The 17,299-nt window shown below is 50.1% G+C and carries 12 protein-coding genes; 9 read left to right on the top strand and 3 right to left on the bottom strand.

What is annotated here, in order from left to right:
• Nucleotides 1–150 precede the first annotated feature (150 nt).
• The 5 genes from H6624_09395 to H6624_09375 all read left to right on the top strand — a co-directional run bounded on the left by H6624_09395 (nucleotide 151) and on the right by H6624_09375 (nucleotide 6,315).
• On the top strand, nucleotides 151–1,209 hold the full coding sequence (locus H6624_09395) for a hypothetical protein (protein MCB9084549.1): 1,059 nt from the start codon (nucleotides 151–153) through the stop codon (nucleotides 1,207–1,209).
• A gap of 121 nt (nucleotides 1,210–1,330) precedes the next feature.
• Nucleotides 1,331–1,693 carry a hypothetical protein gene (locus H6624_09390; GenBank protein MCB9084548.1) on the top strand — a complete coding sequence of 121 codons (363 nt, stop codon included), beginning with the start codon at nucleotides 1,331–1,333 and terminating at the stop codon, nucleotides 1,691–1,693.
• Between the two features lie 252 nt (nucleotides 1,694–1,945).
• The gene (locus tag H6624_09385; protein MCB9084547.1) at nucleotides 1,946–3,208 is read left to right on the top strand and encodes a hypothetical protein; all 1,263 of its coding nucleotides are present in this window, start codon (nucleotides 1,946–1,948) and stop codon (nucleotides 3,206–3,208) included.
• Between the two features lie 168 nt (nucleotides 3,209–3,376).
• The gene (locus H6624_09380; protein MCB9084546.1) at nucleotides 3,377–5,362 is read left to right on the top strand and encodes a hypothetical protein; all 1,986 of its coding nucleotides are present in this window, start codon (nucleotides 3,377–3,379) and stop codon (nucleotides 5,360–5,362) included.
• Nucleotides 5,363–5,472: 110 nt separating this feature from the next.
• Nucleotides 5,473–6,315 (top strand): hypothetical protein, encoded by an 843-nt coding sequence (locus H6624_09375; protein ID MCB9084545.1) that lies wholly within the window; start codon nucleotides 5,473–5,475, stop codon nucleotides 6,313–6,315.
• A 6-nt stretch (nucleotides 6,316–6,321) separates the two neighbouring features.
• Here the strand turns inward: H6624_09375 and H6624_09370 are convergent, their stop codons facing one another.
• A complete protein-coding gene (locus H6624_09370) occupies nucleotides 6,322–8,304 on the bottom strand; it encodes a hypothetical protein (GenBank protein MCB9084544.1) in 1,983 nt (660 codons plus the stop codon).
• Nucleotides 8,305–8,572: 268 nt separating this feature from the next.
• On the opposite strand from H6624_09370, the gene H6624_09365 reads away from it, so the two are divergent.
• The gene (locus tag H6624_09365; protein MCB9084543.1) at nucleotides 8,573–9,145 is read left to right on the top strand and encodes a hypothetical protein; all 573 of its coding nucleotides are present in this window, start codon (nucleotides 8,573–8,575) and stop codon (nucleotides 9,143–9,145) included.
• Nucleotides 9,146–9,392: 247 nt separating this feature from the next.
• Here H6624_09365 and H6624_09360 read toward each other — a convergent pair whose 3' ends face one another.
• Both H6624_09360 and H6624_09355 read right to left on the bottom strand, forming a co-directional pair.
• Nucleotides 9,393–10,673, bottom strand: coding sequence for a hypothetical protein (locus H6624_09360; protein MCB9084542.1), 1,281 nt, complete (start codon nucleotides 10,671–10,673; stop codon nucleotides 9,393–9,395).
• A 156-nt stretch (nucleotides 10,674–10,829) separates the two neighbouring features.
• On the bottom strand, nucleotides 10,830–11,921 hold the full coding sequence (locus H6624_09355) for a DegT/DnrJ/EryC1/StrS family aminotransferase (GenBank protein MCB9084541.1): 1,092 nt from the start codon (nucleotides 11,919–11,921) through the stop codon (nucleotides 10,830–10,832).
• A 615-nt stretch (nucleotides 11,922–12,536) separates the two neighbouring features.
• Between H6624_09355 and H6624_09350 the strand changes: the two genes are divergently transcribed.
• The 3 genes from H6624_09350 to H6624_09340 are packed head-to-tail and all read left to right on the top strand — an operon-like array spanning nucleotide 12,537 to nucleotide 17,288.
• Complete coding sequence (locus tag H6624_09350; protein ID MCB9084540.1) at nucleotides 12,537–13,934, top strand: mannose-1-phosphate guanylyltransferase/mannose-6-phosphate isomerase; 1,398 nt, start codon at nucleotides 12,537–12,539, stop codon at nucleotides 13,932–13,934.
• 32 nt (nucleotides 13,935–13,966) lie between these two features.
• Nucleotides 13,967–15,820, top strand: coding sequence for a bifunctional homocysteine S-methyltransferase/methylenetetrahydrofolate reductase (locus H6624_09345; GenBank protein MCB9084539.1), 1,854 nt, complete (start codon nucleotides 13,967–13,969; stop codon nucleotides 15,818–15,820).
• The gene (locus H6624_09340) at nucleotides 15,804–17,288 is read left to right on the top strand and encodes a DUF4445 domain-containing protein (protein MCB9084538.1); all 1,485 of its coding nucleotides are present in this window, start codon (nucleotides 15,804–15,806) and stop codon (nucleotides 17,286–17,288) included. The genes H6624_09345 and H6624_09340 overlap by 17 nt, the downstream gene beginning before the upstream one ends.
• The last annotated feature ends 11 nt before the right edge of the window (nucleotides 17,289–17,299 follow it).

Here is a 17,299-nt window from a genome sequence, read left to right as displayed (position 1 = left end):
CAGGCCCCTTGGTGTTTTATCTATCCTTTCCGATTGACCCCAATTAGGCAACAAGTGCAGAGGAAGCGGCGCTTCCGCGATTGGTTTTTGGGCTGACCTCAAGTGAATGCTGCAATTAACATGGTGAATGATCTTAGAGGCAGAACGTCAATGAGTGGACCGACAGAGAAAAATTGGATTGCGAACCTAGTGGCTGTCGGCATTGGCTGTGCGGTAGTGGTGCTGGCATTGGTCGCCATTCAGTGGTTTTTCGGACAATCCGATATGGATCGTCGCCATGCCAAGATCAAAGACGATGTCTCAGAGGCCTTTTATGACTCCAACTCCGATGAATTTGGATGGAAGTTCATCCCCAACGTCAAATCCCATGTGGTGAGAAAAATCGGCGATCAGGTGGTCTATGATTTTCATCTCACGATTGATCAGTATGGTCGTCGAGTTGTGCAGCACGAGGAAAAAGATGGGCCACCTGCTAATGGAAAAGCCAAGGATGAATTTCTGCTGTTTTTTGGTGGGTCCTTTATGGTGGGTGAGGGCTTACCCGATGAGCAGACCTTGGAGTATCGCTTGGGGGAGAAGTTACCTCAATATAAGACCTACAACTATGCAGTAAATGGCTATGGCTTGGGCAATGTGATGGCCCAAGCGGATTTGATTCCCTTTGGTGAGCAAATTCCTCAGCGGAAGGGAAAGATCATTTATCTTTTTCCTTCGTTTCACGTTGATCGCTTAGTTGGCGGCCTTCAGTCGGTGGATTGGATCGGAGGAGTACCTTACTTCAAAGAGCAGGACGGCAAGATCGTACGTGACTGGTTTTTGCAAAAGAAATTCCCCATTCGAAATTTGTTAAAAAAGTTTTTTAATAAAACCTTTATCCGCACTAAGTATCAGATTGATTGGCCATTTCACGTGACTGAAAAGGACTTGCGCTGGTCTTGTCGATTGATTGCTGAGATTCGTGATCGGGTATCTGCTCATTTTGAACAAGCTGAGTTTTTGCTGGTGATCTACCCTTGGTCCTATGCCATGGATGTGACCTTTTGTTTGGGCGACTACGGAATTCAATTTCTAGATTTGCGTGATGCTTTTAAGGGAATTCCCCAAGATCAGCTCTACATCCCCATCGAGGGGCACCCTTCTGGCTACGCCAATCAGATTTTAGCTGAGAAGATAGCCGAGCATCTTGTCGCAAAGCCCCAAGGGGAGTGACTTTCCTCGGGGGTGAAATACTTGCAAATTACAGGTCGTTGGTTTCTAGTCACTCATTGGATGGTAATGATTGGTCCAATTACAAATATGGATTACCGGGGCTAACAATGGGGAGATTCACATGAAAAGTGTGGTTCATGTTGTATTGGCCTGGGTTCTGATGAGCAGTGTGGCTCAGGCGGCGGAGAGTTATTGTACAGACTGGAAGCTCAAAGACGGCTACAGTTGCATCTTCGCCGGGAAAAGCGGCGATATCTTCGTTCGTCAGTGTTTTCACAAGGACGACAAACAAAAAGTCTGTGTGAAAGAGGGGACTCACCCCAGTGATTTCGCCAATGGCTGCTCCGAGTGGGTGAGAGTTCCTGGCGTATCCTGCTCCAATGGCTATGACTTTGAGGACAAGTGGGTGCGCTCTTGCGACCATTCGGATCTGCGCCAACAGATCTGTACCGATGAGAACCCCAATAACTGGGGCGACAACTGAGTTTTGAGATTCACCTGGGCCTGGTGAGGCCCAGGTTCAATTTGGTGCCGCTTTTTGAAAGGTTTTCCAGGGTTTGGCAGGCTTTGGGCCTGTCGAGTTATTCGACATTTTTCGCCAAAATCCAAAAGCCCGCGAAAAAACCCGATAATTTTGAGCAAACAGCGATCTTGATGTGGTCAGGATTTTTTGTTTATTTTGGCATGATTTTCGCTCTGATTTTCGGTATTAAGTGCCCGAGATAAGAGAGAATTTTTGGCCAAATGGGTCCTGACCCTAAAGAAAGACGAAATCAACATGACGATCAAAGTAAAATATTTCGCCAGTCCTGTTCAGCATTTCCTGCTTAAGGGCGTTTTGGTTTTCCTCATTGGCTGTGTTGGCTTTGTTTTGTTCTCTTCTTTAGCAGAAGCTCAAGGCGGCAAAAGAGTCTCTGGTCGCCAGCTTCCTCCTGGCGATTACATTGTTGGTTCTGAATCTTCTTTTTCACAATTTGGTGGTCAACTCATTAAACCAGTTCTGCGTTGGACTGAGCCTGCAGATGGTTCAGGAGCCTCCGGCTGGGACTGTGACAACAGCCCGGGCCTAATAAAAAACCTGGAACAATTTGGCCGCGTGATCCCTGCGGCAATCATGGGTGAAGACAGTCGTTGTCCGCTGGACTACTCTTCGCGAGCAAGTGATGTGGATAAGATGTTTTATGGGGTAGGTGCTCTTTTCTATGTTGGTCCCCCAGCCAAGGCCTGTCAAAACCACCAAGGGAAGCCCTGCCAGAGTACGGGGCACCTTGTTGGAGATGGAGACGTCGTCATAGCGAGTGCTCATGGCTTTCGGGACTATTATTCTGGGAGAAGACTTTCTCCAAGTGAGGCAAGAGGAATGAGGTACTCAGTTAAGGTTTGGGTGCCGAGGCAGTTAAGAAAGGACCCAACCGTTGAGTATGAGTTTAGGCACTACGAGATTGAAGAAGTCGAGTTTGGGAATAGCGATGAACGAACTGATGACGAAAAGGACTATGCGTTTATTAAGCTAAAGGAGCGCCCGGGTGAGTTCGTTGGTCCCACAGACGCAAAAGGGTATGAGATTAAGAGTCGGAGGCAGAGAGTTCCAGCTGACAAATGGGTAAAGCCTCTTCCCTTCAAGCGATTTAATCGAAATGCAGTCCCCAATGTCGTGATGACAGTTGGATTCCAAATGGATAAGGGCTGGGTGGTTCAAAAGAACTGTAGGCCATTTAAAATTTATGAGACACCCAATAACCCCTCTCACTATTTGGCTGATAAGCCAGGGATGATGATTCATGATGGGGACACCAATGGGGTGGCCTCAGGTTCTTCGCTTGCTCTTCTTGTTGATGGAGTACCCCATTTCGCTGGAATCCATACTTCTACCTTTCCAGGTGGAGATGCCAATCACTTTGGAAAGTTTGACATCAATAGGCGCTACAATTTCGCCATAGATGGGCAGACTATTTACGACCACTTTTTGGAGTTCAGGCGCCGGTTTGGGCGGAACTAACCGAGTGCTGTTTCAGGCCAGGACAATCTTTAAGTAAATTCAGCCACTTACACAGTCTCTTTTCAGGACTTTTGTCCTAAAGTGAGGCGTCTATTCTGTCGATAAGTGTTTTGGCTGGCGGGCTCAATATAGAGCTTGGCCCAAAATACGTTAAGGGTGGGATAGCTTATGTTTTTTTCTATGGACCTGACTTGTCGCGGGTTTCGATTTCTTACCTTTCTTGCCGCTTTATTTTTGATCACGGATTTTGCTGGAGCGGCCACCTGCCCAAATGGGTTTAGTCAGGCAGCAGATAGTTCAGGCGAAATGTGGTGTGTGCGGACGGACTCCCTAGAAGACAGGAACCAAGGGGGCAGTCAGTCTATGTTTCGCCTGACCGACCATAATGTGAATTACTACCGTTCCACAGTTGGGCCTTGTGAGTCTCGACTCGGTGTCGGCAATTGCCCAGGAGAATGGGAGTTCTGGCCAGAGGCGAGCTCTCCGACAAGAGAGACTCTAGGCGTTGGCAATTCGGAGAGTTGTGAACCTGGCGTGGCTTGCGATGCGGCTCTTGATCAGAAAAATGGAAATGGTCGACCTGCCACGGCAGCTCGGACGGCGGATCCGGCAAAAACGGATCCAGCCAATCCGGGCGCGGGAGCAGCGGCAGGATGTGTGAACGATGTGAGGCAGGCGGGTGCGGCGTCCCCACTGTGTGATGCTGATGGAAAGCCCACATGTTATCCAGAGGGCAACACGGCTCTTCAGCAAACAGGAATTCCTAAGTGTGGAGCCGATGGGCGTCCAGCGACCAGTCAGGCGCAAAACCCTGAAGATCAGGAGAACGGGCAGCAGCAGGTGGGCGAAGGTCCTCCGGCGGGATTTCCCCAGGAAGCTGAAGTCAATAGTGACCGAGACTACTGTGAAGACTCGCAGAACAAAGCGCGGATTTGTTGTAATGATCCCATTCAATGTGTTTCAGGCCTGAGTGGTCCGAGTGCAGGCTCAGTGGCTGCAGTTGGCTCACTAGCAATGGGTGCACTTGGCATTTATGCCATGAGTGGTAACGGCAATGATCCCGATGGCATTGCCAAAAACTGCCAACTGATGAAAGCTCTTGGTCAAGGTGGAGCCGTGGCCAACACGGCCTTAGGTGCTAAGTGTTTTACTGAAAAGGGCACCTGTGAAGATCGTTGTGAACAAGTGGAAAACAAATACAAACAAGTTCTTCGCGACTGTGACAATCTAGAAACCGTTTGGCGCCAAAACAATGGCCAGGGCCAGCGCTGTCCTGCCAGTTGGAAGAGCAACTATCAATCAGTGCTGGCGACAGCAAACGGTCGTCGTGAGCGCTGTACCAGCTACAATGCCAATGTGGCCGCTATGGGCCAGCAGGCCGTACAAAGTGCCGCGGCCAGTAAGTTTGCCGAGATGTGTGAGAAGGCCGCTACGGCACAAAACACAGGCTTTCCTGATATTGACCAGCAGCCAGTCTTTAACGGCGACTGTAATGATCCGGTGAATGCGTCTAATCCCATTTGTGTGAAGTGTCGTGGACCAGCGGCCCAGTACGATCCACTTTGCCGAGGCTTAAACGGTGGCCAACAGGTCAATCGGGGAAGTGGCAGTGGGTTTAGCCAGGCGGACTTTGGAACACGCAAAGTAGATGGCAGTGACTTGAATGTTCCGACTGTTGATGCACAAAAACAAAACGCTGTTTTTGGTGACGGCATGGGACAGGCCGCGAGAGCCAATGCAGTTCCACAAAACGGTGGCGGCTTTACCGGTGGCTCAGGTGGCGGCGGAGGGGGCTTTCCCTTCGGTGGCGGAGGCCAAGGTGGTGGCGGTCAAGGTGGCGGCTACGATACTGACATCTTAAAAGGTGTTGGTGGTGGCGGCGGTTATTCTGTAAGTGGAGTCCCTGTGGACTCTCGCGGCGGCTATCGCGGACCATCAAGCCTCGGTGGCGGCAAGAGGGATGCGAACCCCTTTAATAAGTTCAACCTTAAGAAATATCTCCCTGGAGGAGAAAAAGACCCAAAACGCCGTGGTCTTGCAGGATTGAATACCGGCAAGTCCGAGATCGGCCAGCCCCACGAGGATATTTTCCAGCGGGTCTCGAACCGCGTGAAAGTTCTCTGCAAAATGAAGCGGCTTTACGATTGTAAGTAACGACGCATCAAAGTAAATGGCGGGAAATCCTGCCCCACCTCAATAAATTAGTTTTATTGACTGTGATTCTGATCTACATTGCCCTTCTAGGATTTAGAGGGAGAGTTGCAGTGTATTTTCTAATGGGCAAAGAGGCAGTCTGGAAGGTCATTTCCCGACTGGCGGAGATGCCCCATGAACGATCAAGTTGGGATTCACAGACCAGTCTCCGCAGAGACCTGGTCGACTTTTATCGCATGGTCCAGCTGGACAATCCTCTGCCAGAGGCAGACCTTCCCTTGTTTTGCACCGATGAGGCTCGCACCAAAGCCTTACTCAATCTGTACAGCAAGGAAAATGGTGGGAATTTTGAGGCGCTCAAAGCCCGTCCCATGGAGCCGCGGATTCAAAATCAGATTGAAAGTAAGATTATTCGTTCCTTGAGTGGCTGGAAGGTCCTTGAGCCTGATTTGGCCAAGATCTTTGATGTCGTTGTACACACATTGTTCTTTCAAGCTAGCGAAGGTTATGGAGGAGGTTCTCTGGCCTCGGCTCTTGGCGTGATTTGGGTGGGGGAGAATGAGCATTGGGAAGGTAAGGACTGGCAGGAGTTTTTGCTTCATGAACTCACTCACCAGTTGTTATTTCTTGATGCCTATTTGGAAATGCACTTTGATAATTGGGACGCTCTTGTACTTTCTGATTCCCAGGTCTATTCGGCTATTCTCAAGCGGCCTCGCCCCTTTCACCTGGCTTATCATGGGCTCTTTGTGGTTTATGAGGTTCTTAGCTTTCGTCGACTCTTGGGTGAGCCGGCCGAGCCCAAAGTACATGCTCCCTCAGCGGAGCTGCTCCCTGAAGCATTGAAGTCTGCGGCCCACCTGGCAGAGGTCGATGGGCAAAGAAATCTGATGACAAAGAGAAGTCGCTTTCTCTTAGCGAGAGTGACTGAAGGGCTTCAGGCCCTTCAGTAAATTCCTTTAGGCTCCCATTGGCATGATGGGATCTGATTCAGACTTAGCCTTTGGTTTACATTCATCAAGGTCCCAGGTGGAGTTGTATCCTTCGTCAGAATACCATCTACGTCTATGGGTCTTGGGCTCAATGACTTCGTTGAGGACTTGCTGAACATCTTTTTGCGAAAGCTTTTGCTCCGTCATGAGCTTGTGTAGAATGAAGCCAATCGAATCCAATTCCACCTCATAAACAGGTGATTTGGTAAAACTCACTCTGAGATCATACTGAATGGTCACCTTATTGGAATTGGCGGCCTTCTTGATCCATAGCTTGGATAGTGTGTGGCCACTGATTGTTCTCTCGGGGAAATTGCAGTAAAGTCCAAAGGACTTCACCACTTGATAGAAGTTGATCTGAGCGGCAGGATCGAGAGTAAAGGGGATAGTGGACTTCATCGCTCCCAGGAGATCCATGCGCTGATCGTTTTGTAGATAGACTTCGGCTTGAATAGTCACTTGTGATCCCAATTTAAGGAGGTCTCCGGCCTTGACGGGAATCTCCAATGTGGTGGAATCCCCTGCCGGGATGTGTTTGATATCCACCAAAGCTTCTTCGGTCCCATCATACCATTTGTCGTTTACTTGGAATTTGAATTGATCTTTTTTCGAGGCATCAGTTTTTAGACGCACTCTCACGGCCCTTTTGGCTTCTCCGTCGATCCCGTAGCTCATGCGGCTAATGTTTGCCACTGAAAGGCGAACTGTGCCTTGAGAATTTGATGACGTTAGAATGGGGCCATTAATTCTTCCACTATCGATAGGCACTCGCGAGGAGATCTCGGGTGACGCTCCAAGAGGTGTGCGAAGGTGATTTAAGAACAGAGCAACTGGAAGCCCGGAAGACAGGCGAGCTGCTACAAACTTCATCGGAGGGTTGAGAGGAACCTCCTTGGTTTCGCCAGGCGCAAACTGAGGCATGTCAATTTGGTAGAATTTTCCGTCTCTAAAGCCAAAGCTATATCGAGCGCTGGGGACGGGGCCATTGCCTCGATTGATGATGGTGAGGCTGCGGATTTCTACTTGTTCATGAGCTTCGTATATTCCGTCCGCAAATGCTTCCACGGCATCCATGGAAACAATCCCCAAAACATAGCGGCGATTGGTGGGGCCGCCATCAGCAGTTACAAAGTCTGCAGATCCCGCTCGGCCTGATGAACCGTCACGTCCGCTGCTTCCAGAAGAGCCACTGCGCCCATCAGAGCCGCTCGATCCAGAGGAGCCACAGTGGCCAAGTCTTGGGGTTATATCCAGACTGGTACCAGCGTAGTCACAGCCAGCACTGCCTCCACGACCACCATCACCGCCCCGGCCGCCATCACCGCCACTTCCACCCTGGCCAGCCTTGCCGGGTACGGCACTCACGTAGATGTGAGGAATCAAGAGTTCAGAGCCTTTTGACAAGCGAACAACAATAACGCCTGCATCACCAGCATTTCCACCATCGCCACCATTACCCCCGTCACCACCGTCTTCGCCGTCGGAGCCGTCGTCGCCATCAAGGTTAAAACCGAAGGAGCTACCATCACTACCATCGCGGCCGTCAGATCCATCGCCTCCGTCTCCACCTTTACCGCCATCACCGCCCTTGCCCCCGTCAGCTGTGAAGGCGATTTTGCCAATTTCTTCGGTTGGGTAGACGTCGTTGATTTGACTCCACCCAGACTGGGGAGTTTTCTTGGCCCGGCCGCGAACAAAAACCTGCTGACCATTGGTTCCGGGAACAAATCCAATTTCAATATCTAATGAACCAGCAGATGTGCCATCTGAGCCATCAGTACCATCGCTCCCGTCCGAGCCACTATATCCGTCGCCGCCATCACGGCCGTCGCTTCCAGCTTTTCCAGAGACATCATAGTGAATGTCTCGGGCATGGGCTTGGGTTGAGAAAACAAGAAAAAGGGATATAGCCAGGGCACCTAGGGCCGTCAGGGTCAGACTACGTGACATGAAAACCTCGGGGATCGGGTTAGGTAGTTTTGTTCTATTTCGACCGCTCCTTTTATCATCAGTGATGCATGATGTCAAAATTATAATAATAGTAATATCAAGTACTTGATGTGGTATTAGGCGGGGCTGACAGGCGCCCAAAAAGGCACAGGAGGGCCATTTCATCCTCACACATGACTAGGCCGTAGACAGGGTAACCCCCTGAGATTAAGGCTGTTTTGAGATGAGAGTGAATTGGTTTGGCCCCTGGATTGCTCCATTTTGAGGCATGTCACGAGCTTCTTGGGTACAATCTGACTTTGAAGAGGGAAAGGCCTACTCCCTCGCCTATATCCGTCAAAAAGGAATCCGCCTAAACCAGCTGGCGGTGAAGCGCCGAAATGGCTACGCCTTTCGCTTATTTCGCGAAGAAGGCAGTCACAGTTTTTGGGTCGAAGGGCCCTACGGCGAAAGAGGCCGAACGGCCTATTTGTTTTTGGGCACATCTCCATTACGCAATGGAGTGAGACAGGCCGCAGGACATGAGTCCCTGTGGAAGTCCATGCGCAATCCAGGTCATGAACCGCCCCCCGATGAATTCGCCTTTTGGCGGGACAAGTATCCTTCCTTTGCTCTGCTTCAAGGTGGCAATCAGGAAGAAGTCGACCGCAAGATCGTGTACCGTTACGGCCTGTGGAAGCAAAATCTCTTCTTTGTTCTCGGTGTCTTTATAGTCCTAGGATATTGGGTGCTCCATGAGGCGGGCTTTGGTGGTTGGGAAAATCTTCTCACATTTGCTTTCGGCGGAATGGCCTTGTTTTTCGTCAGCCTGACCTTCTACTTAGTTTCCAGCAAAACATGATAGGCCGGTGAAAAGGGCTCATCTACTTCGTTGTCGGGATTTCACCTCGCTCCAACGTACATCTTAGTACGATTCCTCTCGCTGAAACCCCTCCGCCTCGTATCTGAACCCTTTTGACCGGCCTAATGATGTGATAGGTGAAAAGGGCTCATCTACTTCGTTGTCGGGATTTCATCTCGCAGTTCCAAAAAAAAACGCCACATTTGGAAAAATGTGGCGCAAAGGTATCAACGGTCATTTTGATTTTTTAGAAGAGAACGGGCTCAACTAAATTAGAGTTTGGCGTATCTCCGCGCATATCCACTTCAGTCACATACTGCTGAGAGCCCTCACGAGTGGTGTAGGTCACAGTCACACGATAGAGTTTAGGCGGAACATCTAAGCCTGTTTTAGTGGGAAAGTCTGACATTTGAGCGTAGCTCGATCCGCAGCTAGTAGCACTTCCATTGTAGCGGGTGAGCTTAAGCTCCTGCCACTTTTTGGATTCGTCATCACGATACTGAACACGATAGGTGCCAGCCTGATAGTAAGTGCTGCCATCTTCACGAGTGACCAAAACGTGGTTGATATCGAGACGTGGCATCTCAACTGACAGAGTCTGTCCGGGCATCAAATGAAACTGGTGTGGAATGTTGTTAATGACCAGATCGTACTGAGTTTCGGTGGAGCGCTTCGTGTAGTAGCGAATCGTTTGACCCGGGCGAAGGCTTCTGTATTGGCGGATCCCATAGCTGGAACTGTAGTCAATGGGTAGTACTTTCCAATTCTCAATGTTCTTAACATTTGATCTAAAGTCATAGGGATGAGGGGTAAAAATCCCGCTGCGCTCAATGTTTGCTCGGTACTTGCCATCCCGCTCAACCAGAAAAGCCTTTGTTGGATATTTACAGGGGATTTCAGCGTCAGGAAATGCCGGCTGCTTGGCAAAGGAGTAAGTTAGGGAGGAGCGGGGTTCGTTCGAGGGTGACAAATCCATCGAAGCAATCTCGCCCTCGCCGAGAGCTCTCTCGCGCCGAAGGAACCCGAAGGATTCTGTGCTGCCGGGAACGTCTACTGAAAAGACCAGATCATCGGGGATAGCAAAGTCCTTGAAGTCCTCAGGCATGTTAAACAAGTTGGTTCCGGCTTTCTGGTTGTTCAATACGTGAGGGTATTCACCAAAGCCGATTTGATAGAGTTCGGGGCGTAAATAAGCGGTCAAATGGCCGAGAGTGACCTGCGTCGTCTCCTTGGCTTTGACCTGAATGGAGCAGTTGCTGTGGGTATATTTTGGGGTTTTAAGCTGTAGGCACTTGGTCCCTTTCAGAACTCGTGCGGAAACTCCAAGACTGAGAGTCGCCTCTGCTTTGTTGGTGGATTTATGAATCAACACTAACTTGATCCCGGCTGGGTTCGCTGTGGAGTTTGGCGGGAGGTCCACTTTGATGTAGCCCAAGTTTTCGTCACCAATGGGATCAATCACATCGGCGTGGGCCCATCCGGCCATAATCAGAGACAAACAGGCAGTCGCAATTAGACTTCGCAACATAGAGAGTTCCTTTCTTCAGCCGAAGCTGTCTGAATAAGTGTGGTTTTGCCCCAAGAGCGGGAATTCTATAGGGAGAAAGGGGGGAGTTCCAATACTGGAAGCGCTGCGAGGGCCGTGGAATTACCGGCCCTGGTCAAATCTTGATAATCAAACGGCCTAAGTCAGACTTTTGCTGACCGCTTCAACAACCTGTTGTTGAATTTCAGATGACATATCAGGGTACATGGGAAGGCTGACCACTTCCTTGGCCGCCTGGGTGGCATGGGAAATGTCATGAATGACTGAGAGTTTCTGATAGGCCGGTTGCTCCCCCATGGTCGTCGGGTAGTGGACCGCAGTTGGCACTCCAAGCTCAGTCATGCGCTTTTGAAACTCTGGGCGGTTGGCTACGCGAAGAGTGTACTGGGCCCAAACGCTCTGGCGGTCAGAGCGGATCACGGGAGTTTTTACGTCCATATCTTTAAAAGCTTCGGTGTAAGATTTTGCCACTCTCTCCCGCTGCTCAATCTCCCACCCGTAGCGCTTCAGTTTTTCAATGAGGATCGCACACTGAAGCGTGTCCAGGCGGCCGTTGATTCCCACCATAGGGTGAAAATACCTCTCCGTCTGACCGTGATTACGGATCGAAATGAGTGTTTGTGCCCACTCGTCATTGTCGGTAAAAACCGCACCACCGTCGCCGTAACAGCCAAGAGGTTTTGCCGGGAAGAAACTGGTGGCCCCAAAATCAGAGAGGGCACAGCTGCGCTTGATTTTATAGGGAGCGCCAAAACTTTGCGCGGCATCTTCAATGACAACAAGCCCTTTGGCCTTTGCAAGAGCATTGATCTCATCCATATCTGCCGGTTGTCCATACAAGGACACAGGCATAATGGCCTTAGTCTTAGAGGTGATGGCGCCTTCAATCTTGTTGACGTCGATATTGAAGGTCTCAGGCTCAATGTCCACCAACACTGGTGTCGCACCTACTAGGACAACTGTTTCAATAGTCGCGATAAAGGAAAAAGCCGTAGTGATGACCTCATCGCCGGGGCCAATTCCCAATGCCATCAGGGCCATCAAAGCGGCATCCGTCCCACTCGCACAAGTGATCGCATGTTTGCTGCCAACAAATGTTGCCAAGTCTTTTTCGCACTCAGCGACCTCGGGCCCCATAATGTACTGTCCATGATCGAGTACGGCCTGAATGCGGCCATCGATTTGGGATTTGAGGGCGTTATAGGGAGTTTTAAGATCGATGAAGGGCATTGCCATGGGTCATCCTTTTGCTGAGGGATATTTAGTGATTTACATAGCAAGGTGGGATTGATCGGGGCAAAGAAAAAAGCTTCGTCCCAAAAAAGGAAAGGGACGGGGTGCGGCCCGTCCCTTTCAGGGAAAATCTTCCGTAGAGGAAATACGGATTTAAGTACCCAGTTTTAGTCAGTGACTACCATACTCCCGGTGTAGCCTTTTAACCTCGGTCAGATTTCAACCCTCAGACACAGTCCTTGTGTCGTCAGGCCCAAACTTACAAATTCAAAAGAGGAGCTTGAGAGGGCCTGGGGATCAGCATACGTACCGCAAGTCATTTGGAGAAGGGATGGGTGTTCGTTAGGGTTCCAAATAGTTTTTTTATCCTTTTCTCCCCAGGCTCAGTCAGTTCCTGCGTTGATTCTAGTCTACGAAACCTTGGGAACGATTCCGACTTATATTAATGAGTAGTGATTATATAGTAATTTCAAGCATTTAACTTTTTTCACGGAGGTCCCGATCAGAGACCCCGGATAAGGCGCAGCATAAGGGGGTCTTTACCATAGTTTTATTGTAACATCTTGAATTCCATAGCATAAATGGAATTTAGCTAGAGGAGAAGGCAATTACATGATCCCCGTTATTCTCTCAGGAGGCAGTGGAACCCGCCTGTGGCCGGTGTCGCGAGCCTCTTATCCGAAACAATTTTGTGAGTTTTACGATCAAAGTTTTTTGAAAAATTCGATTCAGCGATTAAAGCCCTTCGGCTCACCTTACATTCTGACTTTGGAATCAATGAAGCCCTTGTCGATTCGCTCATTAGCTGAAGAAGGATTGGGCCCTGACTTTGTGATTGCTGAACCAATGGGTAAAAACACCGCACCTGCTGTGGCACTGCTTTGTCATTGGTTACGGGGCCAAGGCAAGCAAGACGAAGTGGTGGGGATTTTCCCCGCCGATCATTTGATCGCCGATGAACAGGCTTTTCGTTCTGCGGTTGAATTAGGGATTGAGTGTGCTGAAGCAGGTGAAGTGGTGACTTTGGGGATCACACCCAGTCATGCCTCCACAGGCTATGGTTACATCGAAGTCAAAGATGATGTAGCTCACTCGGCCCACGGCCTTAAAGCCTACGGGGTTGAAGGCTTCCGCGAAAAGCCAGATGAAAAAACGGCGCGCACCTTTCTCGATTCCGGCAAGCATTACTGGAATGCAGGGATGTTCGTATTTAAAGTCTCGACCATGATTGCCCACTTTCAGGAATTACTGCCCGAGGTGTGGAAAAAGATCTCGGCCATCAAACCTGATCTGAGTAATGCCAAATACAACTACGCCATGACCGATTCGGTGAGCCTTGACTACGGTATTATGGAAAAGCTCACCAAGCAGGTCTGTATCCCCTGCACCATAGGTTGGAGTGATGTGGGCTCCTGGGATGAGCTCTCCCGATTGTCTGAAGAGATCAGTTCACTAAAGACTGACTCCAATGCCTCCGTTTTTAGCGAAGATGCCCTTCACAACTATGTGTTCACCATTCGCGACAAAGTGATCGGGCTGATCGGAGTTGAAAATCTGATTGTGGTGGATACCCCGGATGCCTTACTCGTCTGCAAAAAAGGTAAGTCTCAGAAGGTCAAAGACCTGTTGGATCAGATCAAAAAAGCAGGACTGCCCGAGGCCACGGAGCACCGCTTTGAGGTAAGACCATGGGGTGGATTTGAGGTTCTATCCGACCAAAAGCATTTTAAAGTTAAACGCATCACTGTGGACCCAGGAGCTAAGCTCTCTTACCAGTCTCATGCCAAGCGCGCTGAGCACTGGGTGGTGGTTGAAGGCGAAGCAGAAATTGTATTGGACGACAAGGCGAAGAAGGTGAATGCCGGTGAGGCTTTTTATATACCATTGGGAGCCAAACACCGTATTGGCAATGTGGGCACAGGTCCCATGGTCTTTGTCGAAGTGCAAACGGGAAGTTATTTTGGCGAAGACGATATTGTACGTTATCAGGACGACTACAGCCGCGCCTAAGTTGGTATGGCTGATTGACGGGGGAAAGTGAGTTGGCAAAGATCCCATTGAAGGAATTTTTGGCTGGGGGCGAAACGGCTGTTATGGATGGGGCGATGGCCACGGCCCTTTACGAGCGTGGTTTTTACATCAACCGCAGCTTTGAAGAGCTGTGTTTGACCGACCCCAAGGGTGTTAAAGACATCATCCAGAGCTTTAAAGACGCAGGCGCCAAGTTTTTAACCACTAACAGCTTTAGTGCCACCAAGCCTAAGCTGACCGAGTTTGGTCTTCAGGAAAGACAAAAAGAGATTCTCACGGCTTCGGCACGGTTGGCCCTGGAGGTCGCTGGCGACGAGGCCTACGTATTAGGACTGATCGGTCCTTTGCCAGTTTTGATTGAGCCATTTGGTCCGACAGCTTATTTGGAAGCTGTGGAACTCTATGAAGAAGCAGCACGGATTTTAGATGAGGCTGGTGTCGACGGCTTTACCATTGAGGGTTTCCACAACCTAAAGAACCTTGAGGCCGCCCTTGTGGGTGTGCGCAAGTTTTCAGACAAGCCAGTGTTCGTACATCTCAGTATTAATGAAGACATGAGATCCTCTTATGGGAATACTCCCGAAGCTTTAGTGCAAGTGGCCGAGGATTTTGATGCCGACGTGGTGGGCTTTTGTGGCGAGGTGGGTCCTAGCGGAATGTTGACGGCCTTGGAAAGAGTGCGGAAGTTAACCGATAAGCCGATCTCTTTGCGCCCCAATGCCGGTCTGCCCAAATACGTCAACGACCAGTGGATCTATCTTTGCAATCCCGATTACCTGGCCAAGTTTGCAAAACGCTACATCCAAGGAGGAGCCCGTTTTGTGGGAGGCCACTGTGGGGTGTATGCTGACCACATTAAGGCGGTGGCCAATTCTTTGCGCATGACACAAAATTTCAATCACAGGGAATCAACATATTCAGCTTTGATTCAGCCGGTGAACGATGTGCCCAAGGAAACCCTCCCCATAAAAGAGCGCAGCCGATTGGGTGAGGCCTTGGCCAACAGGGAACGGATTTTCACCATTGAGATAATTCCCCCTAAGGGAGTGGACACAGATGGTTTTTTTAAACACTGTAAAAAGCTGCAAGAAGGTGGCGTCAAGTTTGTGAACATTCCTGATGGAGCCCGGGCGGTGGCACGCATGAGTTCCCTCCACCTGGCCGCCTACGTTCAGGAGCACTTTGATCTGGAAGCCATTCCCCATTTAACCACTCGAGACCGGAATATCATTGGTCTGCAAAGTGATCTCTTGGGTTCCCATATTGCGGGCGTGAGAAATGTTCTTGTTGTCACAGGCGATCCACCAAAACTGGGTAATATGAAGGGGGCGACCGGTGTTTACGATGTGGATGCGATTGGTTTGACCCATATCGCAGCGCGAATGAATAAGGGGCTCGATTTGGGAGGTTCCAGTTTTGGCTCTCCCACTCAGTTTTGTGTTGGGGTCGCCCTTAACCCCACGGCATCCTACCACGAGCTGGAAATGAGTCGTTACCGCTACAAGGTGGAAGCCGGTGCTGATTTTGCTATTACTCAGCCGATTTATGATATTGAAGCCTATTTGAAATTTATGGATAAGGTGAAAGACGTGAAGATCCCGATTATCATGGGCATTTGGCCCTTGGTGAGCTTGCGAAATGCAGAGTTCCTTAAGAACGAGGTGCCAGGCGTTTCCGTTCCTGATTGGGTGATCAAAGAAATGGAAAAGGCCAACGGCGACAAAGAAGAAGCGGTGAAGCGGGGCACGGAGATTGCCATGAAGACTATGCACGAAGCCAAAAAGCTCGTTGCGGGATTTCAGGTGAGTGCTCCATTTAATCGGGTCGAAGTGGCATTGGATGTGATTCATGCCCTTTCCGATTAAGGCGACTTCTCATCAGACTTCATGGGAGCTCACTGCGGCCCTCGCGGGCCCAAGCCTCCTTGAGTTTTTGCAGAATCAAGAAGTTCCCATTCGCTCATCCTGCATGGGCAAGGGAACCTGCCATCAGTGCCGGGTGCGCGTGACCAAGGGTGTGGCACCCATCGCGAATGCCGACAGAAAGTTTTTTTCTGAAGATCAGTTACAAAAAGGCTGGCGGCTGAGCTGTCAATTGCGTCCTAAGGCGGCCATTGAAGTGGAGTTCCCCCAGGTTTATCTGATGCAAGAGGATCTGGTGAAGCATCGCTCTCCCATTGGCCCTTGGTGGGTGGCCCTTGATGCCGGGACCACGGGATTGGAGATGTCGGCGGTCGATGACCAAGGCCCTTGGTGTTCGCTGAAGGCTGTGAATCGACAAATCACCATGGGTGCCGATGTGATGACTCGCCTCGAATATGCCCAAAAGCAGGGGGTTGAACCTCTGCGCAAAAGACTTTTTCAACAATTGAATCGATTGGTCGGATTGATTGGTGAAGAGGCCGACGGTCCAGCATTCACAGGCAAAATGTTTGCGGCAGGCAATTCAGTGATGGCTTCTTTTTTGGCAAACCTCAATGTGGAGAGCCTGGGTGTTTCACCCTATCAACCCGCAAACCTTGAGCCGCCAGTGGCTCACACGGACAAATTTGAAATTCACAGTTTGCCCCTGCTTCACAGCTTTGTGGGCGGTGATTTGTGGGCGGGACTTTTTGTTCTGTGGCAACGGGGCGAGATGGACAAGTCCGGTTGGATCCTAGTCGATGTGGGTACTAATTCGGAAATCCTGTTTTGGACAGGAAAGAAGCTTTTGGTGTCCAGCACCCCGGCGGGACCGGCTTTTGAGGGCTCCAACATCAGCATTGGCATGAGGGCTGAGGCGGGTGCAATCTTAGATCCCGTTTATGACCCCAAGACCGGAAGCTGGGAATTCTCCACCATCGGTGGTGACATGGCCAAAGGGATTTGTGGATCAGCACTGATTCAGATGATGGATCAGATTGTTCAAAATGGCCTAGTGGCTGAAGATGGCGAAGTCCTTAGGCCAGAAGATTTAGAGCTGCAGAGTGATTTGCAATTGTCCCAGGCTGATGTGCGCGAATTTCAATTGGCCAAATCGGCCATTCGCTCGGGACTAGAGATGGTGATCAAGGTGGGGGCGCTCAAGCCCAATCGGTTGTTATTGGCTGGAGCTTTTGGTGAGCATCTGCCAGTGGAGGCCGCCTATCGCCTGGGTCTATTGCCAAGAATTGACGTCACCACCTTGGGTAATGCCAGTTTGACTGGTACCATAGCCTGGGGGTCGGCCTCGGACGAGGACAAACAGGCTTTTACGGAATGGGTAAACCGTGTGAAATCGCCCGTTGAGCTGGCTTTGATGGATGAGTTTCAGGAAGTGTTTATTAAACACATGAGTTTAAGTGAAGGACATTAACCTTACCAATG

The sequence above is a fragment of the Pseudobdellovibrionaceae bacterium genome, from assembly GCA_020635075.1.
Classification (GTDB): Bacteria; Bdellovibrionota; Bdellovibrionia; order Bdellovibrionales; family UBA1609; genus JADZEO01.
This window is presented reverse-complemented; position numbering and strand designations above follow the sequence as displayed.